The following is a 21,171-nucleotide window of genomic DNA, read 5'->3' as shown; positions in this document are numbered from 1 at the left end:
TTGCTAAAATATAAATATGCCCCCAGACCCCCTAACACTCCCTCCCAAAGATACAACCGTTTCCGAACCCTCCCCTGTGCCCCCTGAGGCCGTGGAAGCCCCCGCAAGCGAAGTTATATCGTCTCCGGTCATTGATACGCCTGCCGTTTCTGAGCCACCAAACGAGCCTACAGCCCAAGCCCCCGAACCCGAGAAAACGGCTCAACCGGAAGCCCAAAATGAGCCTGATTTAGCTCTTGAACCGGTTGCCGAACCAGCCCAAACCCAAACGGCTCAAATACCGGCAAATGAGCCGTTGAAGCCCGAACCAATGGCTCAAGTTCCGACTCCGGCAGTAGAACCAAGAAGCCGAGCCCGTGAATTGCTAGCGATTGCGCGAAACGCAATGCAGTTCCGGAAACGAAAGAAACTGGAAAAGATTTTGGTATTGCTTGAGAAGCGGGCAAGCATAACTAACGACGAGGTGGAGAAACTCCTGCATGTGTCTGATGCCACAGCGACAAGGTATCTATCAACACTGGCGAAAGAAGGGAAAATCAAACAAACAGGCAAAACAGGAAAAAGCGTATCGTATTCTAAAATCTAAACAAGGGAGCGGGTGCGTGCGCGCACGGGAGGGAGGGGCAAGCACATGCATTTGCGCCTCGGGCATTTCCGCTATGGCGTCCATGACTAAAGGACGAGCGCCGACTCTATCTTGAAACGCGAAGCTAAGTAGCGGAAGCGACACTACTAAGGAAATATTGAAAACGAGGAGAGGGGTTGTGCGAGGGCGGACTCCGTAGGCACATAAAAGCGAGAGGAAAACACAGGCAAACCACTAAGGAAATACGGCACTGAATACTCCCGCTAACCACTGCGAGGAGGAGCCCGACGCTGGGGAGAGGATAACTTCCTCTCCCCAAATGGTCGCGGGCAAGCGAGCCGAACGGCTCATCTCCTGGTATTTGAGCCGTTGGCGAGAGAATGCCCGCTCCTAGACATCTAGGCGCTCGTAGCCATAGCGGAAATGCCCGAGGCGAATGCCGAGGATGGACCCCTTTAAGTCAGGAAAGCAAAATGATAGAGTAATGACCGAGACACGATTGATGTATTCTGAATTTGCATTTCGCCCGAAGCCCCATCGCCCATACCTAAATCAAAGAATTTCCCGCCGGACTGATAAAGAATGGAGAGCGATGGGGCGAAGGGCGACCGCGCGTAATCGCGCGGTGGGCGCCGAGTGAAGCGAGGCGTTACGAGCTCCGCTCGAAAAAGGTTCGTGCAAAGGATAGAATTACATCACAAACTGAAACTTCTTCGGCTCCTCTAAAATAATTTATGCCGATTTATATAAATAATCCGATTCTCTCAACCAGTATATTTATAGTAATTTTTGTTTTTGTTCTACTTATATCAATCAGGCGAAAAGAAAAACATGAGCTATTTTCTTTGGAGCTAACACGTGAACTTAAGGGATTGGCGATTTTAGCCATAATCTTTTCCCACGTTGGTTATTTCCTTTCAGATAATCATAATTTTTTATTTCCCCTATCTATTATGGCGGGCGTGGGGGTAAACTTATTTTTATTTTTATCTGGATACGGGCTGACCATTAGCTCGTTAAAAGAGAAGTTGCAAATCAGCGAGTTTTACGAAAAACGTTTATTAAGATTGTTCGTTCCTTTTTGGATAATTCTTATCATCTTTTTCCTACTAGACTTTTTCCTTCTACACATTTCATATAGCTCAACATACATTCTCAAAACTCTATTTGGATTTTTCGGAAGCGCTGATCTATTTACTGATATTGATTCACCTCTTTGGTTTTTTACCCAAATCCTCTTTTATTATCTAGTTTTTCCGTTACTTTTTCTCAGAAAACACTCTTGGTTCACAGCAATTCTTGTTTATATTTCTTCATATTTCATACTTCAGTTGAATCTTCCGGTCACTGAAAGTGTTTTCCATTTATATCAGTTACATATGTTGGCCTTCCCTCTTGGTGTAGCTGTTGCTTCGCTGTTTTCTAAATCGTCAGTTTGGCTACCGATAATTCTTAACAAAATAAAAAAATTAAATATATTTTGGAATAATCTAAGAATTATGAAGCATGTTATATATTATGGAGTTTTAACAGCCCTGTTAATCTTAGTTGGTTATACTGCATACTATTCTGGTGTAGGAGAAAGCTTATGGAAAGAACAGTTAATTAGTCTTGTCACAATGAGCGCTGTAATATTTCTTTTTTCTCTGAAAAAATTCGAGATTAAAGCTTTCTCGCTTTTTGGCCTTTATGCTTATGAAGTTTACCTGCTTCACTGGCCTCTGGTATCGCGCTACGATTTCTTTTTTAAATTTTTTCCCGGCTGGTTAGCTATGGTCTTACACCTTATCCTTATTCTATTTTTAGCTTGGCTTCTAGTAAAGATACAGAACCGTATCCATCAGATTAAAATGCCTCACAAAATATTAGAGTCAGAGCGTGGCATATAACCTAATCTTTAGACGTCAAAATTTAACCCTATTCAAATCGTTAAAAAACCATTATTATGCTTAATTGTTAGTTATTTTGTATTTATACGCGCGGTTAGCTCAGTTGGTAGAGCGACCCCTTGACGTGGGGTAGGTCAGAGGTTCGACTCCTCTATCGCGCACCTAAAAATAAGAGAAGCGCATTTTTATGTGCGCGATAAGCAAGTAACAAATTCACTTGCGCGAGAAGTCGAAAGTCGCAGTCTGTGAGGACAGACGAGACGGGGTCGCGGAATTTTTCAGCAGAAAAATATCCGTGACCGACCCCTCTATCACATTTACTTTTAATTTTTCAAAAACTTTAACCATCCCATGAAAATACTAGCCATAGAAACATCGTGCGATGAAACCGCGATTGCGATTTTAGACATTAAGGAAACTAAAACTGAAACAAAAGTTTCTGTTTTGGGTAACGCCCTAATTTCTCAAATAGAAATCCACGAACAATATGGTGGTGTATACCCAGCACTAGCAAAACGCGAACACTCAAAAAATCTTCTTCCAATTTTAAAAACTGCACTCAAAAAGAGTGGTTTACTAAAAACCAACAAAACTAAATCTTTTGACACTAAGACAATAAATAAACTAAAAACTTTACTCTCACACGAGCACGAACTTTTTGAATTGATGTGCTCCGATTTACCACAAATAAAAATTCCGAAAATTGACCTAATTGTTGTAACAAGTGGCCCAGGTCTTGAGCCAGCGCTTTGGGTTGGTATCAATTTTGCTAAAGCGCTAAATTTCATCTGGGGTATACCTGTTATTCCAGCAAACCATATGGAGGGGCATCTACTCGCCTCACTCCTTAAGGGCTCCACAGGAGAGAAATTTTCGCTCAAAAAGCCTATATTCCCAATGCTCTCACTTCTTATCTCCGGTGGCCACACAGAGCTTGTTTTGGCTAAAAAATGGGGTGTTTACAAAGTAGTTGGACAAACAAGAGATGATGCCGTCGGCGAAGCTTTCGACAAAGTAGCCAGAATGCTTTCTCTCCCATATCCGGGTGGTCCTCACATATCGCGTCTTGCCGAAAAATATCGAGGAGAGTACGGAGACGAAAAATCTTTATATCCCCTTCCTCGTCCAATGCTCAATTCAAAAGATTTTGATTTCTCTTTTGCTGGGTTGAAAACCGCTGTCTTGTATACTATTAAAAAAATCCCGAAGATGAGCGAATCTATTAAAGAATCAATTGCGTGTGAATTTGAAAATTCAGCGACAGAAGTTCTTGTTTCAAAAAGCTCTAAGGCTATAGAAAAATTTGGCGTAAAAACATTTACACTCGGGGGCGGTGTGTCAGCCAACAAACACATTCGTTCTTCGTTTGAAAAAACAATTAAGAATGATTTTCCAAAAACTGCACTCTTTGTTCCCTCTCAAACACTAACAACCGACAATGCAATCATGATTGGACTTGCTGGATATTTTAAATCAGACAAATTAAAAGCGCGGGTCCCCCTTTCTAGGATCCGCGCTGATGGCAATCTCTCGTTTTAGGCGACATGGACCAAGGTTCGGTCGATGTATGAAATGAGCTTCGGGTTGGCTTTGCAGTTTTCCCGAAACTTCTTCCACACCTCCGACCATTCTTTGTCCGTGATCAAAACGGAGATGAAGTGCCGATGAACCAAGTGTTCCCTTAGGACACTGTTCGCGTGGCAAATTCTTGGACTCTTTCGCAACACAGCAAAAGCACATTTTTTTTGGCTTTCCCATGCGCGACGACCTCTCTCGATTTCAGACTTACTCTTTTTCCCAAAAGAGCTTCCGAACCTGAAATCTTCGAGGGCCACAAGAAGTTCCCCAACGAACGAGATGTCTGGAGAATATCCATTGTCCACTGGATTTCCAAAAATCTCTAGGAAGGCCCCATCTGTTTTTTGTTTCTCACTCATGGCCATGCTCCTTTTCAACGTTTACAACAAAACCTCTGGTTATTGTACAACAAAAGATGCAGAAAGTAAAGCACGGTAGAAAAAACCCTTATTTATGATATGATTTTGTCATTATGGACGGAAAATTCCTTAAGCCGTACGACCCTAAAGAGACTGAGTCTAATATCTATAAACTCTGGGAAAATAGCGGATTTTTTAATCCAGATGTTTGCGTTGAAAAAGGTGTGACCGAAAGCAATGCTGAAATTTTTTCAATCGTTCTCCCTCCACCAAACGTTACCGGCACATTACACATAGGGCACGCTGCAATGTTAGCCATAGAAGATATACTGGTGCGTTTTAATCGCATGCGTGGAAAACGCACACTTTGGCTACCAGGAACAGACCATGCCGCAATAGCCACTCAGGAAAAAGTTGAAAAGGAACTTTACAAAAAAGAAGAAAAAACTCGCCACGACCTAGGGCGTGAAATTTTTCTGAAACGAGTAGAAGATTTCGCTCAAGATAGTCACGACACAATTGTTAACCAAATCAAACGAATGGGTTCATCGATAGACTGGAGCCGTGAAGCATACACTCTTGATAAAGAAAGAAATCTTGCGGTCAAAACGGCCTTCAAAAAAATGTATGATGACGAATTAATCTACCGTGGACATCGCATTGTTAACTGGGATCCAAAACTCCAAACAACAGTTTCCGACGAAGAGATTGAGCGCGTGGAAGAAAAAACATCTTTTTATTATTTTAAATACGGTCCGTTCGTTATTAGTACAGCACGCCCAGAAACAAAATTCGGGGATAAATATATCGTGATGCACCCAGACGACAAACGTTATGCGGAGTATACGGAGGGACAACAAATAGAGCTGGAGTGGATAAATGGTCCAATTAAAGCAACTATCATAAAAGACGCGGCAGTTGATATGGAATTTGGAACTGGTGTTATGACAATCACTCCATGGCACGATGCTGTCGACTTTGAAATCGCAGAGAGGCACAATCTTGATAAAGAACAGGTTATTGATTACAAGGGTAAGCTCCTTCCGATTGCTGGAGAATTTGCTGGGTTACATATAAAAAAAGCTCGTCCACTTATCGTAGAAAAATTAAAAAGTAAAGGATTGCTTGTAAAGACCGATGAAGACTATATCCACAACATTGCAACGGATAGTCGCGGTGGTGGAATCATAGAACCTCAAATTATGATGCAGTGGTTTGTGGATGTTAACAAGGAATTTAAACTACCATACTCGGAAATAAACGGTATCTCATCAGGAGACACAGTAACACTAAAAAAGTTAATGATTCAGGTTGTTGAAAATGGTCAGGTAGAAATTATTCCCGAGCATTTCTCAAAAATTTATTTCCACTGGATAAATAACCTAAGGGACTGGTGTATCTCAAGGCAAATATGGTATGGGCACCGTATCCCTGTTTGGTACCGTGGTGACGAAACTTATACAGGAGTGGAAACCCCAGAAGGAGATGGGTGGGAACAAGACCCAGACACCCTTGATACTTGGTTTTCATCTGGTCTTTGGACTTTCTCAACCTTGGGGTGGCCAGAAAAAACTAATGATTTAAAAAACTATCACCCAACTGATGTTCTTGAAACTGGATATGACATCTTATTTTTCTGGGTAGCAAGAATGATCTTAATGAGTACTTATCTAACGGGACAAATTCCATTCAAAAAAGTTTATCTACATGGATTGGTTCGTGATGGGCAAGGACGCAAGATGTCCAAATCTCTTGGAAATATTATTGATCCAGTTAACATGTCGGATAAATTCAGCACAGACGCAGTACGTCTCTCACTTATCATCGGAACTGCTCCTGGGAATGACTCAAAAATTTCTGAGGACAAAATACGCGGCTACAAAAACTTCGGCAACAAACTTTGGAACATCGCACGTTTTGTTCTTGAGAATACCGAAAACATAAAAACTGAAGATATAAAACTAGGAAACTGGCAGTCTAAACAAATGAAAGATTTTGAAAATATTTTAGCTGAAATTACTGGGGACATTGAAAACTATCGTTTCTACTTAGCTGGCGAAAAACTATATCATTATACCTGGCACGTTTTCGCCGATAAAATAATCGAGGAAAGCAAAACTCATTTAGGTGGTTCTGATCAAGATGACATAAACGCTACAGCATTTATGCTTAAAAACATACTTCACAACTTATTAAAAGCGCTTCACCCGTTTATGCCCTTCGTAACAGAGTCAATTTGGCAACTACTTCCCAACTCACCATCAAAAGGTCATAAAATATTAATGATTGAGAAATGGCCAATATGATACTCCCCAACATAGATGCTTATTTTTATTCTTTATTAGGTGGAGTTTTGCCGGCAATATTTTGGCTTTGGTTTTGGTTGAGACAAGATAAATTAAATCCTGAACCAAAAAGACTTCTCGCTTTCGTTTTTATAGTTGGGATGCTGAGTGTTGCGTTTGTCATTCCCCTTCAACAATATGTTCAATCTTTTCTCGAAGAAGGTGTGCAGACCTTATCGGCTTGGGCATTCATAGAAGAGGTAATAAAATTTTTAGCATTTTTCATAATTGTTTGGTCAAGTCGTTTTCTTGATGAGCCAATAGACTGCGCGATGTATCTCATTACTGCTGCGTTGGGTTTCGCTGCTGCTGAAAATGCATTATTTTTAATTGACCCGATAGAAAATGGAAACTTGGCGGAAGGATTCATAACTGGAAATCTTAGGTTCCTTGGGGCAGCTGTACTACACGCAGAAGGTAGTGCTCTTATTGGGATAGCGCTTGGGCTTGCTTTTTATGCAAGAAGTTATATTCGCACCATTGCGCTTATTTTAGGTCTATTTGCTGCAACTGCATTGCATACTTTGTTTAATTTTTTTATAATGAATGACGAACACAATAATGTACTTGGAGTATTTGCATTTTTTTGGATTGTCGCAGTCTTAATCCTTCTTGTCTTTGAAAAAATAAAACAAATAAAAGAGTAAATTTTTAATAAATAATAAACCAAAGCCTTTATGTCTAAAGACAAACGATCATTTTTCGAAAAATTAACTGGGAGTGTTTCTTTAAATGACGATAACGAGGAAACTCTTGAACAAGACGACGAAAAAGGAACCCATAAGGGCACAGCTCCTTGGATGGAAGAAGAGGCTGAGGACGCACAACTAACTGTTGATGTTTACCAAACACCAACTGAAATAATAATCAAATCTATTGTTGCTGGAGTAAAGCCAGACGATCTTCAAATCTCCATAACTCGCGACATGGTAACAATCAAGGGTAAAAGAGAGGAAAACAAAGAAGGTGAAGAAGACGATTATTTCTATCACGAACTGTATTGGGGCTCATTCTCTCGAACAATAATGCTTCCACAAGAAATAGAGCCGGAGGAAACAGAAGCCATTGAAAAGCACGGGCTACTCGTTATTCGCCTTCCAAAAGTTGACCGCGAAAAGCAAACGAAACTAAAAGTTAGGTCAATTTAAATACAATAAAAAATCCGCTTACGCGGATTTTTTATTGTATGGTGTTGTTGTGGTGCCGAGAGCCGGATTCGAACCGGCGACCCCTTCCTCTTCAGGGAAATGCTCTACCAACTGAGCTATCTCGGCATATTTATTTTTTATCTCTGAACATTCAGTCCTTTCAAAAAGTCACTGATAATATTCGCATCTGGAAATGATTGAGTTTTTTGCTGAATATCCTCAATCCCACCAATTAAACTAGTGTATGTTTCAAGAAGTGTCGTAATGTATGGCTGAAGATAGTAATATACCCCAAAAGTAATACCGACAATGAAGAGCCAGTACATTGCACTCATTACCATAGACCATCGCTGAGAGCGATGCATTTTCTTCAACAAATCGTTATTTTCCTCCGATATCTTAAGGGTTTTTTCAAGCAACTCACGCAATTCCTGATCCATAACAAATACTATAGCACATAGATAACCGGTGATAAATGTTAAAGGCGCGCTGTTTTAAGCGCGCCTCCTACTACTTATTGGCCATTTCTACAGGCCGCTCACGACCTGTGACTTCAGGGCGTAACAGTGCGGTGTCGTCATATTCGTGAAGACGACGACCTCGCAATCAGGGCCCGGGTCAATGACCTCGCGCTTCATTCGGCGCATGTGCCGACCCCTTTTCGCTTCGATCTCGACCACCTTCTTTTTGCCGATGACCGAAACATTGCTGTTGCGGAGAAAGCCACAAAGCTCGGAAAGGTTGGCGTTGATTCTGCCATTTTCCCCGACACGACACGGAATCATGTAACGCGCCGTAAAACCCGGCGAATACGCGACGGCCGGACGCTGGTACGGAGCCGGGGTTTCCTTGTCGAAAAAAAGATCGACGCGGGTAACCTTCTTCCTGCCGAAAGCTGGCTTGGCCTTCTTTCCGGTGGCAGGTTTTGTTCCTGATACAGTTTGCGAATCTTGCATGACTGTTTCCTTATTGTATGTTTTTAAACAATTAAAAACCTCCAAAGCTTGTTAGGCTTAAAGAACTTGTCCACCTTTCTTGTTAAGATTAAATGGGTAAAACCAGCCCAAACTATACAATACCGGATAAAAAAAGCAATAGTGTTGATTTGTACCATTGGCAGGAATCGGTCACTAATAATTTTGAAGACAAAATTTTCTTGACCACGGAAAAACAATTCAGCAGGAATCGCGAGTACGCTTTCGGTCACGGATAATTTTTCGTCGCCACTCAAAATTTCCTCGACCCCGGCTCACTTGTTTTTGTTGCTACAAAAACATAGTTCCGCCTTTCGATTCCTGCACGCGACTGAAGCAGTTCAGTCGCTCTCGGGCATAAAATAAAGAAGAACGGCTCGCTAGCCGTCTTCTTTATTTTATGCCCTCGGCAGGAATCGAACCCACAATTACCCCTTAGGACGGGGTAGTTATATCCATTTAACTACGAGGGCCTTCTGTCTATTTAATTACCGTTATATCTTACCTTAGATTCAACAAAAAACACTAGAAATCCTAGTGTTTTTTGGCCTTAATTCCTTTAAATTAGCTCTACAAACCAAGCAATTCTTCTACTCTTGGCTTATTAAATCCAACAATGGCTTCCCCTTCTATCACGATAACTGGAACTCCACGTTGTCCCGTTAGGTTAATCATTTCTTTTTGTCTTTCCATATCTTGTGCAACATTAAACTCTTCAAAGGAAACATTCTTATCTTTGAAATAATTTTTGGCCATATTGCAGTAAACACAAGTTGGGGTGCTATAAATAGTGACTTTTTTCATATAATTTTTACTATTTTTAATGAATGCTGATTATATCACAAACTTAAAATGGTAATAAATATTAAATTTTGTGCGGGTAAGCGAGCAAAGCAGTTTGCTCGCTTACCCGCACAGCTTTTCACTTTACTCAATCTGTGCGGGTACCGGGAATTGAACCCGGGTCTCAACCTTGGGAAGGTCGCATTCTGCCACTAAACCATACCCGCAAAATTAAAATTGATTCAAAAAAATTCAAAAAACTTACTGAGCCACGACTTCGATGTTGTTGCCTTTTTTTCTTCCTCTTCAACGACAATAATAACTCCTTCCCCATTTTTAACAACCCTAAATTTTGTTCTGAGTTCCTCTTCAATTCCTCTCTCGGTTTTAAGTGTTCCGATTTGTGCCCGAAGGGATTCTTCCCTTATTTGGACTGCAAGCAACTCATCTTCAGCAATTTTTCTTTTATCTGCGGTTAAGCGATTGGTTTGATACATATCAAATGTCGCGTTCCCAATGAGTAAACAAAAGAAAAAAACTATCCCAAACGTAACCCTAGAGTACAAAATACGGCGAAACCTCTTTTTGTCTTGAAATTCGAGCATTTTCTGATATTATAACCCTTAATTAAACTTTAGATATTATATGATATTCAACAAAGGAAACCGTAAAGTCGTCAGAATCACTTGGATAATAGTGAGTTTGCTCGTTGTGGTGAGTATGATTTTGTTATACCTCGCTCCTCTTTTTAGCTAAACTCTACTGATTTTTCATCATCGTCAAAAATACCTCTTTAGGTATATTAACTCTGCCTCCCGCTTTCATTCTCTTCTTTCCTTTCTTTTGCTTCTCTCTAAGCTTCATTTTTCGCGTAATATCGCCTCCGTAAAGATACCCTGTAACGTCCTTCCTTAGTGCTTTTAAACTACGGGACGAAAGGATTCTCCCGAGCGCTGTAGCTTGAATTTTGACCTCAAAAAGCTGTCTTGGAAGAACTTGGTGCAATTTTTCAACTGCTTTTTCCGCGTCTTCCTGCGCCCTTCTACGCGAGATAACGCGGGTAAAAGCCGGAACAACTTCGTCCGCAACAACAACATCAAGCCTAGTAACATCAGCCTTGCGCATCTCATTGATATCATAGGAAAGGGAGGCGAAACCAGACGACACGCTTTTCAGTTCATCGAAAAAATTTCTCATCAATTCACGAAGTGGAACCCTCGCACCAATCGAAACGCGGTTGTCTCCGAATATACTTGATTCTCCAACCTCTGCTTCGTGTTCATATAAAAGTTGCATAATTCCACCCACATAATCTGGCGGTGTAATGAGTGTAATCGAGGCCCACGGCTCAAAGGCTTCCGCGTAAGTTCCATCTCTTGGAAAAAGATGTGGGGAATAAATTTTTTCCCTCTTCCCTCCCTGATAAACAACTTCGTAATTAATAGATGGCGATGTGACAATAAGCTCAAGATTAAATTCTCTCCTTAACCGCTCGGTCACAATTTCCAAGTGAAGCATCCCGAGAAAACCACAACGAAAACCGCGACCAAGAGAGCCTGAAACTTCTTCCTCAAAAGAAAGAGACGAGTCAGATAATTTAAGTCTAACCAATGATTCTTTTAGGAGATCAAAGTCATCCTGACTTTCTGGATAAAGCGAAGCCCAAACAACCGGTCTTGGATTTTGATATCCCGGAAGTGCGGGTAATGGATTTTTTGTTAGCGTAATTGTATCTCCAACAGAAGCGATGCCGGGTTTTTTGATTGCCGTAACAATATAACCAATTTCTCCCGCAGAAAGTTTATCCGCAGGTTTTTTCTCGGGAGTGAAAATTCCAACATCGGCTGAAATAAACCTCTCGTTTGCTTCGCGAAAAGATAAATCATCCCCTTTTTTAATTTCACCATCCAAAACTCTCACGTAAACGATAACCCCTTGATGGTTTGAATATTCAAAATCAAAAACCAATGCTCTGAAATTATTTTTTTCATGATACTCCTCTTTTGGTGGAGGAACACGTTTTACTACCGCCCGAAGTAGTTCCTCAACCCCCTCACCGGTTTTTCCAGAAACAGCCAAAATATCACTTTCTTCACAGTCTAGTAAATTCATAACCTCATGCTTAACTTCCTCAACGCGGGATATTGGAGAATCTATTTTAGTCACAACGGGGATAATCTTAACCCCAAGCTCTTTGGCCATTGCAAGAGTTGTAAGAGTTTGAGCCTGCACACCTTGCGTTGAGTCGACAAGTAAAAGCGATCCTTCAACAGCCTGTAGTGCCCTGGAAACTTCGTACGAAAAATCTATATGCCCTGGGGTATCAATCAAATTTAATACATACGATTCCCCATCCACCATATAATCCATACGGACAGGTGTCATTTTGATGGTAATGCCACGCTCGCGCTCTAAGTCCATACGATCCAAGACTTGGTCGCGCATTTTGCGCTTTTCGATTGTGTGGGTTGCGTCAAGCAAACGATCGGCCAAGGTCGACTTGCCGTGATCAATATGCGCGATAATACTAAAATTACGAATGTGTTTTAAACTCATAAATTGAGCCGTATTTTAGCATAAATTTTGAACCCTGCCCCTTATATAAATAACAGTTTTTCTCTTCTCCCCTAACGAGGCTAACTACCTAAAAGCTAACTTTCTATACCTATAGCTCTTCTTGTGCCGGGGCAACAACATCCGCTTTCCAAAACTTTTTATGTAACGCAAATGAAATATCTCTAATTTCACTATTTTTTAAAATTTTTAAAACAATAATACCGAAAATAATCCCTATTCCTCCCGACAAAAATCCTTGGAGAAAAATTCCAACAGCAGTTTGGGTGTTTAAAATTAGAGCAAAAAAATTCAAACAATTATAGGCGACAAAACCCATAATGACTGAGGCGGAAAAGCTTTCAAAAAACGTTTTTCTTATTATGTGATAAAGGTCAATGTTAAAATCTTTTTCGAACATAAACCAATGCATCGTAGCGTTAATTATCGAAGCAATAGAATAAGCGAGTGGTAGCATCAAAACAATCGTCCCGGGAATATAATCAACACGCAAGATAGATTCTATAAAATACTGAAAGAAAGTATTTTTTTCAAAAAGTACCACCAACCAAAATGCTCCACCGATAGCACCGACCGAGGAAAATAAATTAATAAAAAGTGGTTTCCTCGTATCCCCGGCCGCATGATACCCTCTTGAAAAAAGAACTGTCAAACTTTGAGTTAGCACCGAAAAGGAAAATAAAGCGAGTGCCGCTGCTGTAAGGCGGGTATCATTCCAACTAAAAGCACCGGAGCCTAATATTGTACGCACTATCTGTGCTCGTAAAACAATAAAAAGTACTGTAATTGGTACAGACCAAAAAATTATGTGTCTTAAGGCGGTTATCATGTGCTCTACAAATCTTTCTTTTTCACCTCGAGTAAAAAACGACGCAAGCATCGGGAAGGCGGCCATTGAATATGCGACCCCAATTGTTGCCAATGGAACTGATTGCAAGTTAAACGAGAAATTGAAGATTGAAATAGACCCAACATACATAGTCGACGCCAAAGCACCTAAAGCAATCAAAACAAAATGGTTTGCAGAAAGGGTTATTGTTCGTGGCAAAGAAACAACAACAACCTGGGAAATGTCTTTCCAGTTCATTTCTTTAACAAAACGAGGCATAAAACCACGCTCGATAGCAACCGGCAATTGAACCAAAACATGTAGCAGGGCCCCAAAAACAACACCAAAAGCCAGGCCTTTCATCCCAAATGTCGGATAGAAAAGAAAAACACCGACAATTATTCCCGCGTTATACAAAACCGGAGCAAGAGCATAAACAAAAAACCTCTTGTAGAACTGGGTGATACTTCCAAAAATATTATTTGAAAGTCCTAGAATAAACGGTGACAAAAGCAGGATTCGGGAAAGTACTATAAGTGTATTTATTTGTTCTTCTGAAAAACCAGGGGCGATAAGTGGCGCTAGGTATGGAATTAAGAAAAAAACAACAACACTAGAAAACACCATCACTAGAGAAAAAATGGTGAATATCTCTGAAACAAATCTCTTTGCTTTTGTTTCGTCCCCTTCCATCCGAGAAAGAAATGGAATGATGACCGACACAGACACGAACGAAGCAATAACTACATACAACGCATCTGGAATGCGGAATGCCGCGTAATAAACATCTAGTGTTGGTCCTGCTCCAAAATAATTCGCGAACAAACGGTCTCTCAAAAGAGCCAGGATTTGTGACGCCACAGCAAAGAACCCAAGAAGAAAAGCGGCCTCGTGTAGACCGCTTACTTCTTTACTTAATGCGTCTATGATTCTTTTAACCATTTAAACAAGAATCATTACCTGATATTAATTTTCTTTTACTGGAGGATTACTCTTCTTTTCTGGGGATGGTGGAGGAACATCAGTTAACGCACTCTTTCCATCTCTAAGGTTAACAAGAATGTTCTTAACCTCTTGGTTGTCTGGATTTAGTGCTTCAACTTTTTCAAACTGAGCAAGAGCATCAGCCTTTCTTCCAACCTTGTCGTAACTTAAGCCAAGGAAGTACATTGCGTTTGAATAATTCCCATTAAGCTGTACTGCGCGCTCCAAAGAAAGAATTGCACCATTGTAGTCTTTGTTGGTGTATTTCAACAAACCCAACTGGAAGAACAAACCGACATCATTTGGTGACAATAACGAAGCTTGATCTGCTCTTGAAATCGCTTCTGCTATATTTCCCTCTCCTGCTTCAAGCTGAGAAAGGAAGAAGAGCGCATCTGTGTAATTGCTCTTTAGAGCGAGTGCTTTGTTAAGGTTTTCTCGAGCGGCCTTGTTGTCTTTGTTTGCAACCTCAAGACGAGCAAGTGTGAGGTATACAAGCGGACTTTGTGGGTTTAAAACAGAAGCCTGCTCGTAAGCTTTCTTTGCTTCGTCGTAAGCACCAGTAACACCGAGCTGAACAACAGACTCGTAAACTGATGCTAGATTCATCCAGTTCGTGTAGTTTGTTGCGTCATAATCGCGAGCCTTACGAGCATTTTCTATAGCATTTCCAAGAATAGCTTGAAATTGTGATTTTGCCTCTGCTTCAGTAAGGTTTTGCTGTTGGAATAAATTATTCAACTTAACCAAATAAACCTGAGAAAGTGATCTGTAGTAAAGATCGTTCTCTGAAAACTGAACTGCTTTAAGCAAGCCAACTTCAGCCTTGTCAAAATCTCCATCAGTATTCAAAGCCTGAATAGTCTTCTGGAAATTAATAGATGATATTGCTTTCTCAACAAAAACATAACCAAGTGCAGCCGAAGCAATCGTTAGAGAAATTAAAGCAAGCACAGAAACAAAACCAATTTTAGGACTTCCAAGGAGTGAGATTTGGTAAGTTTTAACAATCCCCTCGTTTATTAAGGTGGCAATGAAAACTCCTGTCATAAGGAATGCCAAGGCATAGATCACAACATTAGGAACGTAGAACATTGCGAAGAGCCATAAATACACAGACAAAAGGAAAGACGAGAGTATTGAATACTGAGCCATACGTCCCATATCAAACATGAGAATGCTCTTGACCCCACGGAAGAGGAAATATCCAAGGAATAAAACCCAAGCCAAAACACCAAAAAGTCCAGTTGTGACAGCGAACGATGGAATCAAACCAATCCCGGCGTTAAAGTCAGTTGCCCAGAAAATTGTTTCATTCAAAACTGCTGGTCGGTGCAATGCCCACTCTGATGAAAAACGGTTAGGACCACTTCCTAGTAGAAGATTCTGAGAAAGAGAACCCTTCACGATGTCATATGTAGCACTCCAGGATGGACGAACCTCTACTTGTGAAGCATTGAACTGTGTTGGCAAGAAACCACCAATTTTATCTCCGGAAAAAACATAAAAGAGTGAAATTAGAAGTACAACAAGTGCAATTACTGGAACCTTTGTCTTTGGTATCAAAGAAGGAGCTTCTTGATCATTTGTTGGGTTTTCGCTTTTGTTTAAGTAAATCGCAAAAACAAAAATCATAAGAGAGATTACAGCGAGAGCAATCCAGGCAAAACTGAAGTTAACAACGGCCAAGAAAAATACTGAGACAGCAAGAGACAAATAAGTGAGGTACTTAACAAAACCCTTAAGAGGTAATGTTTCAAGGGTTATCATGGAAAGAATAGCTATCATCCCAAAAAATGCCCCTAAATCGTTCCATTTACCAACAGTATTGGCGATTACACCAGAGAAGTTTCCTCCTAAAGTAAGGACATCTGCTCCTGCAAAAAGACGAATTCCTTGGTAAATAGCTACTACCAAGAAAGAAGCCATTGCCGACACGTAAACTGTGAACACTTTGTCTCTTGAATTAACCAAAATAGAAGCCAAGAACAAAAGAAGGAACATCACAAAAGTGAATGCAAATGTTCCGACTTCAAAACCTTGACCAAAAAGTGACATCGCTGGAACTTTTGAAGCAACAGCTGAAACTAAATATTCAAGTGGAAGTAATGCTGCGAACAAAACAAGAAGTGTTTTTGGTACAACAATCTTGCCATCCACCATACGCCCCACTAGCCACAAGGCTGTCGCGGCAACAATTAAGATAACTGCGAGGACACTCTTACTTACATCAAGAGAAATCCCACTTACAGACAAGAAAAAAACTGGTAATAAGAAAACTAAACCAACCAATAATCCAAACGGTAATGCCTCCAATGAAAACAATTTTTTTATTCCTTGCATGAAAATGAAAGTTATTTAAATTTATTAATTAAGTGTTCAATATTATATAAGAAATTTGGAATAACACACAATCTTAATTGTGTGTTAAAAAGTGGACAACAAAAAAGACCATAAAATATGGTCTTTTTTGTTTACCCTGAACCTATAAGCCGAATTCTGTACCCCGTGAGATGGCGGCGTCTTTCGACGCCTATCTCACGGGGCGACAGCCATTTATCTGGGCTCGTAATTACTTACGGGCTCAAGCGGCACTCCATCATAAAGATGGCACGGCCTTGCACTTAAGTAAGGATTTAGCCGTTTCACCCCTATATTTCTATAGGATTCCTCCACGTGGGAGGTCTAGCCTTTCGGCATCGACGTCACTGCTCGCACCTCTCGGATTGCTCCGGACGGGCGTTACCCGCTACCCTTCTACTGTCGCCGAACGGTTAGACAGTAAGTGTTCGGACTTTCCTCCCCAACAATAAAGTTAGAGCGACTGTCCGGTTCAAGGCCAAAATACTATAACACAAATCTTTAAAATTTAAATAGCTGGAATTTTTTCACACTAAATATTAAGAAAGAAGAAACGAGACTGTTTGTGGTAAATATTTTGCGACAATGTCTGGTCTTTCCAAATCGTGATCTCCCCCTTTAACTAAAATTGTCTTAAAATTTTTTAGGGAATTACCCTGACTTTCGAGTGGAATTGATCTATCGCTATCACCTTGCACAATAAGTAATTTTTCTTTAGGAATTATCCCCATCAATTCGCGATAATCTCTATCTTTATTTTCAAGGTAGTGAAGATTGGAAATAACGTGAGAATAGGTCATCATTCTATCTTTTTTCATTTCCCGACTAAAAGCGCGTTGGTCAAAAAACTTTTTGTAATTTGCCCAAGAAATTTTTCCTCCAGGATAACGCCTCTTCACAAAAGAATATTTTAAAATTTCACCCATATTAAGAGCCGGCCCAAGAAAAACAACCCTATCAAAAACATCTTTTTCTCTCGCGCATAAAATAATAGTCGCGGTACAAGCAAAGCTATGGGAAACTATCCGAATACTTTTAAGACGAGGCACTCGCTCACGAAAGGCTAAAACAGCAGCTCCTAGCTCTTTTGAAAGTTTGTCCGCCGTAATATCTTCGAACGACCCGTCTGACAAACCGCAACCAGAAAAATCAAAACGAAATAGATTTACCTTACCTTCTAGTTTGTTGGTTATATTCTTAAACTTTGGCTCCATCGAGGTTCTTCCAAATCCATGAGCAAAAATCACACCAGTACTCGATGGTGCCCGCTCAAAAATTCCACGCAAAGTTTCTCTTTTGTGATTCTGAAAAGAAATAAGCTCGCCGTTCATCCCGTTAGAAATAAGAAGTGCTGGCACTTCTGTATACCCGTTTAGTAATAATATCTATATTAATAATTTTCCCAATAATTATCCTCGTTAATAAAACATAACATCGTAATTTCGAACGGGATTCATTCGCGCTATTGTAACAGACGAATAAAATCAAAGCACGCAAAATAGCCTCTTATTTCCCTATTAATACTTTTTTAATTCCTACAAAGACGAAATAGATTCTTTGTTTTTAAAATAAATTAAAAGACCAATCATTAGAGCAACCAAAAAAATCGCCGAGCCAATAAAACAAGGCGTTATAAATGGGTTAGTAATCAACTGTCCTGAACACCCACGAACTGGCCCACCAGAACTAGCGTAAAAATTAAATGCATCTGGAAGAAAGTTACTCCATGCAAAAATAGTTGCTAGAGATAAAAACCAAGACATGAATTTCTCATGCTTTCTTTTCTCTTCTTCGCTCATCTTGGCCATACGAAGTGACCAAATAAAAGCTCCTATAAACGCAAATGCTCCGTAAAAACAAGGAGTTGCTACTGGGTTTGGTATTACGCAATTATCTAGTTTGAATATAGTTCCTTCGTATCCGTAAAATTTCTGGAAATCAGTAAACACGGTAACCCATGCGAATAAAGTCCCTATCAATAAGACAAGCGACAATATTCTCGGTAAATGTTCCCACGCCTTTTCTTTGGTCATATTTTAAGAGTTTATTATTTCTAAAACTATTTTACGATCACTACCCCTTTATCAACTGGATTATTCTCATTGTGATAAGCCCATGTGCCAGCAGAAACAAAAGTAAAATCATAGATTCCTCCACGACCAACGGTCTTGCTTTGATTCATTTCACCATAAAGAGAGCTTGTCTTGTCATCAGCAAAAATTCTCATTGCCTTGCTTGCATTATTAACAAAGCGAACTGACTTACCAGCTTTAATTTCAAGAGTTTTTGGAACAAAGCCCTTATCCGTATAACTAATCAAATAATATCCCTCTTTTGTCATGGCTGGTAAGGTAGTCCCTGTTTTTGTTGTGCTTGTCACAGCCGATTTAGTTGTTCCTGTTTTACCAGCAGTTTCATTCGTACTGGTTGAAACACCTGATTGTATTTCGTTCTGCACAGGGGCCACTACCTTTTGACTTTGAAATAAATAATAACCAACTGCAACGACAATAACTACACCGATGATAATATTCTTCTTGTTTGTTAGTTCCATAATTTTAAGCAAATATATAATATTGAAGACGCCACGCGACTGTAGCCGTCTTATATTTAAATACTATACCCTCGTGAATATTTTTGCGAACCACTTTTCCACTTTTTAAAAATTATTATTCAATAAAAACTATCATCGAATTATTTGCGTTACAACAATTTATAAAGATTGGCGTAATTTCTGCGCGGAAACCGCGAGAAAAAGAGGAAACTCTTTTCTAGCTTCATCTTCTGCTTCACTTTTAGGACCTTTTTCACTTTTTCTATGAGATACCCATTCCTCCATCTGAGTAACAACAAATCCATTTTTTGAAAGCGCCTTCATATAAACTTGAAGTGGGCGGTGAAACGAGTACGTCACCGCTGATTTTTTTCCGGCGGCAGTTTCTCCTGGGTGCATGTCAATTTTAATGCGCGCTTCCTTAAGATAGCCGTCTAGTCGACGAAATTGTATTTTCTTTTGTCCGTCATAACCCCACTCAGAGCGCTTTGGTATACGAAAACACGGATGATTCAAAACAAATACAAATTTACCGCCTGACTTAAGAACGCGCGCCACTTCTTTAAGAGCTTCATCCAAATGCTCAATGTTCTGCAGAGCAAGAACGCAAACTGCTTTATCAAACGACGAAGCCACAGCAAACTCCATTTTCCCGGCAGGCGCTATAAAAAAAGAAATTTCTGGTGACTGTTTTTTTGCTTTTTCTATAAGCTCACGGGCGATATCGGCGCCAACAACCTTCGCCCCATTTTTCAAAAACAATCTTGAAAAATATCCCTCACCGCAGGCAACATCAAGAACTTTTTCACCGCTGTTTAAAGCAAGAAGTCGGAGTATATTTGGGGAAATAACTTTCTCGTGATAAGTATTTTCATCGGAAAGATGCTCTCGATACCAGTCAGCAACCTCGCCCCATGATGTTTTTTTGGGTTTTAAAGTCATATTCTGCCTATTATATAGGAGTCTTTATTTCAGCACATCCCACATAGCTGGGTCTTCTCCACCATCAATCTTAAATATCGAGACTCCACGCACACCAAGTTTTTTCGCAAGATCGACTTTATCTTTAATTGCTTTTGCATCGCTCCACCACACAATATTTGTAAAATTTGAAACATTGCTTGTTGATAAGTTTTCAGCGACTGTTGAGGTTTTTATATTCTGATCTGGGTTATTACTTGGTTGTGTAGGAGGTACTGTTTCTACCGGAGTATACATAAAACCTATTTCGCCGGAAGAATTTCGTTGGGGAGTTATATTAAGAGAGAGAGCAAGGTCGGTTGCGTACCTGGGGTTAAATGCCCACTGTAAATCATAACGATATCCGTATTCTGATAACTTTGTCACCTTATATTCATAACCATAAGTAGCAATGCCTATTGATATTTTCCGTTTAGAAATATCTTTCATCGCAAGCCTTATTGATTTTTCTACCCAAGCAGGATCTGCCACTGGTATATATGGTGCTGTGCGGGCACGATTTAAAACAATATCTATTGTCCCTTGGTCATATGTCATAAAGCGCACGCGGTCACAATATTTATTTATCGCCACAAAATCATTCGCATATCTAATATCCTTCGGAATATTGTCGTACCTAGAATCAAGCGGTGTACGTGCTTCAATAGTACACATCACCCACTTGTTTCCCATACGCTGATAAAGCCCTTTTAAGAAAGTAGAAAAATATGGTTTTGTTTCTGCTTTCTTACCCTCAAAATCAATATCAATACCATCAAAACCTTTTTCTTTAACTAGGGCGGCAATTTCATCCTCTAGGGCAATTCTAGTTTTTTGATTAGACAAAATACGATGCAACATCTCTCCGTTGCTTGTCATAACAGTTGGAATAATACGAACTTTTTTCTTCTTCGCTTCTTTTATTAAGGTAAGCCAAGGCTCTTCGTCCATCTTGGCTGTATCGTTTAAGGTGCCGTCATTTTTGATTGTATATCCAAATGGATTTAACTCTGTAAAAGTATCGAGGTGAACCAAAGCATCCGCGGTCCCAGTCGCCTTTCTCCAGTATGGAATCCAACCGGAAACCTCAAGTGTACTTTTAAGTGGTGGTGCTATTTTTATACTCGGTTTAGTTGTCGTGGTTGTTGCCCCATAACCAATAAAGGGCAGAAGCACAACAAAAGCCACGAGGGTACCCTTAATAATTGTGTTTGTGATTTTTCCTTTCATTTTATTAATTAAGATGA

Annotated in this window: 19 protein-coding genes, 4 tRNA genes and 1 other RNA gene; 7 read left to right on the top strand and 17 right to left on the bottom strand. The window is 40.1% G+C overall.

The features are described from left to right. Positions 1 to 16 precede the first annotated feature (16 nt). From WC724_00340 to tsaD, 4 genes are all read left to right on the top strand, one after another. Positions 17 to 586, top strand: a complete 570-nt coding sequence (locus WC724_00340) for a winged helix-turn-helix transcriptional regulator (protein MFA6077456.1) — start codon at positions 17 to 19, stop codon at positions 584 to 586. A 734-nt stretch (positions 587 to 1,320) separates the two neighbouring features. Further along, positions 1,321 to 2,475 (top strand): acyltransferase family protein, encoded by a 1,155-nt coding sequence (locus WC724_00335; GenBank protein MFA6077455.1) that lies wholly within the window; start codon positions 1,321 to 1,323, stop codon positions 2,473 to 2,475. 88 nt (positions 2,476 to 2,563) lie between these two features. After that, positions 2,564 to 2,636 (top strand) — tRNA-Val (locus WC724_00330). Positions 2,637 to 2,826: 190 nt separating this feature from the next. Then, a complete protein-coding gene (gene tsaD / locus WC724_00325) occupies positions 2,827 to 4,014 on the top strand; it encodes a tRNA (adenosine(37)-N6)-threonylcarbamoyltransferase complex transferase subunit TsaD (protein MFA6077454.1) in 1,188 nt (395 codons plus the stop codon). Here the strand turns inward: tsaD and WC724_00320 are convergent. Continuing rightward, positions 4,011 to 4,412 carry a hypothetical protein gene (locus tag WC724_00320; GenBank protein MFA6077453.1) on the bottom strand — a complete coding sequence of 134 codons (402 nt, stop codon included), beginning with the start codon at positions 4,410 to 4,412 and terminating at the stop codon, positions 4,011 to 4,013. The two genes, tsaD and WC724_00320, sit on opposite strands and share 4 nt — an antisense overlap. A 113-nt stretch (positions 4,413 to 4,525) precedes the next feature. Here WC724_00320 and WC724_00315 point away from each other — a divergent pair, with 113 nt between their 5' ends. From WC724_00315 to WC724_00305, 3 genes are read left to right on the top strand one after another with little or no spacing between them, the layout of a single operon-like run. Then, positions 4,526 to 6,718 carry a valine--tRNA ligase gene (locus tag WC724_00315; GenBank protein MFA6077452.1) on the top strand — a complete coding sequence of 731 codons (2,193 nt, stop codon included), beginning with the start codon at positions 4,526 to 4,528 and terminating at the stop codon, positions 6,716 to 6,718. Then, a complete protein-coding gene (locus WC724_00310) occupies positions 6,706 to 7,404 on the top strand; it encodes a PrsW family glutamic-type intramembrane protease (GenBank protein ID MFA6077451.1) in 699 nt (232 codons plus the stop codon). Before WC724_00315 ends, WC724_00310 begins: the two co-directional genes overlap by 13 nt. Before the next feature lie 30 nt (positions 7,405 to 7,434). Continuing rightward, positions 7,435 to 7,905, top strand: coding sequence for an Hsp20/alpha crystallin family protein (locus tag WC724_00305; protein ID MFA6077450.1), 471 nt, complete (start codon positions 7,435 to 7,437; stop codon positions 7,903 to 7,905). A gap of 50 nt (positions 7,906 to 7,955) precedes the next feature. On the opposite strand, the gene WC724_00300 is transcribed toward WC724_00305, so the two are convergent. The 16 genes from WC724_00300 to WC724_00225 form a co-directional block, all read right to left on the bottom strand. Then, positions 7,956 to 8,031: transfer RNA gene (locus WC724_00300), tRNA-Phe, on the bottom strand. Between the two features lie 11 nt (positions 8,032 to 8,042). After that, complete coding sequence (locus tag WC724_00295) at positions 8,043 to 8,345, bottom strand: hypothetical protein (GenBank protein MFA6077449.1); 303 nt, start codon at positions 8,343 to 8,345, stop codon at positions 8,043 to 8,045. Positions 8,346 to 8,432: 87 nt separating this feature from the next. Beyond that, positions 8,433 to 8,861: a hypothetical protein gene (locus WC724_00290; GenBank protein ID MFA6077448.1), complete on the bottom strand. Its 429-nt coding sequence runs from the start codon at positions 8,859 to 8,861 to the stop codon at positions 8,433 to 8,435. Positions 8,862 to 9,280: 419 nt separating this feature from the next. After that, positions 9,281 to 9,352, bottom strand: a tRNA-Arg gene (locus tag WC724_00285). A 97-nt stretch (positions 9,353 to 9,449) separates the two neighbouring features. Then, positions 9,450 to 9,683, bottom strand: a complete 234-nt coding sequence (locus tag WC724_00280; GenBank protein MFA6077447.1) for a glutaredoxin family protein — start codon at positions 9,681 to 9,683, stop codon at positions 9,450 to 9,452. Positions 9,684 to 9,818: 135 nt separating this feature from the next. Continuing rightward, a tRNA-Gly gene (locus WC724_00275) sits at positions 9,819 to 9,889 on the bottom strand. A gap of 15 nt (positions 9,890 to 9,904) precedes the next feature. Further along, on the bottom strand, positions 9,905 to 10,159 hold the full coding sequence (locus WC724_00270; protein ID MFA6077446.1) for a hypothetical protein: 255 nt from the start codon (positions 10,157 to 10,159) through the stop codon (positions 9,905 to 9,907). A gap of 262 nt (positions 10,160 to 10,421) precedes the next feature. Then, positions 10,422 to 12,218 (bottom strand): translation elongation factor 4, encoded by a 1,797-nt coding sequence (lepA, locus tag WC724_00265; GenBank protein MFA6077445.1) that lies wholly within the window; start codon positions 12,216 to 12,218, stop codon positions 10,422 to 10,424. 109 nt (positions 12,219 to 12,327) lie between these two features. Continuing rightward, positions 12,328 to 14,007 carry a lipid II flippase MurJ gene (locus WC724_00260; protein ID MFA6077444.1) on the bottom strand — a complete coding sequence of 560 codons (1,680 nt, stop codon included), beginning with the start codon at positions 14,005 to 14,007 and terminating at the stop codon, positions 12,328 to 12,330. 24 nt (positions 14,008 to 14,031) lie between these two features. Continuing rightward, positions 14,032 to 16,392, bottom strand: a complete 2,361-nt coding sequence (locus WC724_00255; protein ID MFA6077443.1) for a tetratricopeptide repeat protein — start codon at positions 16,390 to 16,392, stop codon at positions 14,032 to 14,034. 129 nt (positions 16,393 to 16,521) lie between these two features. Continuing rightward, positions 16,522 to 16,889, bottom strand: an RNA gene (gene rnpB / locus WC724_00250) — RNase P RNA component class A. A 60-nt stretch (positions 16,890 to 16,949) separates the two neighbouring features. Continuing rightward, positions 16,950 to 17,741, bottom strand: coding sequence for an alpha/beta hydrolase (locus WC724_00245; GenBank protein MFA6077442.1), 792 nt, complete (start codon positions 17,739 to 17,741; stop codon positions 16,950 to 16,952). 204 nt (positions 17,742 to 17,945) lie between these two features. Further along, positions 17,946 to 18,443, bottom strand: a complete 498-nt coding sequence (locus tag WC724_00240; protein MFA6077441.1) for a hypothetical protein — start codon at positions 18,441 to 18,443, stop codon at positions 17,946 to 17,948. A gap of 26 nt (positions 18,444 to 18,469) precedes the next feature. Next, the gene (locus tag WC724_00235) at positions 18,470 to 18,964 is read right to left on the bottom strand and encodes a hypothetical protein (GenBank protein ID MFA6077440.1); all 495 of its coding nucleotides are present in this window, start codon (positions 18,962 to 18,964) and stop codon (positions 18,470 to 18,472) included. A gap of 159 nt (positions 18,965 to 19,123) precedes the next feature. Next, a complete protein-coding gene (locus WC724_00230) occupies positions 19,124 to 19,906 on the bottom strand; it encodes a class I SAM-dependent methyltransferase (protein MFA6077439.1) in 783 nt (260 codons plus the stop codon). Between the two features lie 24 nt (positions 19,907 to 19,930). Further along, complete coding sequence (locus WC724_00225) at positions 19,931 to 21,154, bottom strand: glycosyl hydrolase family 18 protein (protein MFA6077438.1); 1,224 nt, start codon at positions 21,152 to 21,154, stop codon at positions 19,931 to 19,933. Positions 21,155 to 21,171 lie beyond the last annotated feature (17 nt).

This window comes from Candidatus Paceibacterota bacterium (genome assembly GCA_041661305.1).
Lineage (GTDB): Bacteria > Patescibacteriota > Minisyncoccia > Phycocordibacterales > VMEP01 > VMEP01.
The sequence above is the reverse complement of the archived record's forward strand: the minus strand, read 5'-3'. Positions and strand labels throughout refer to the sequence as shown.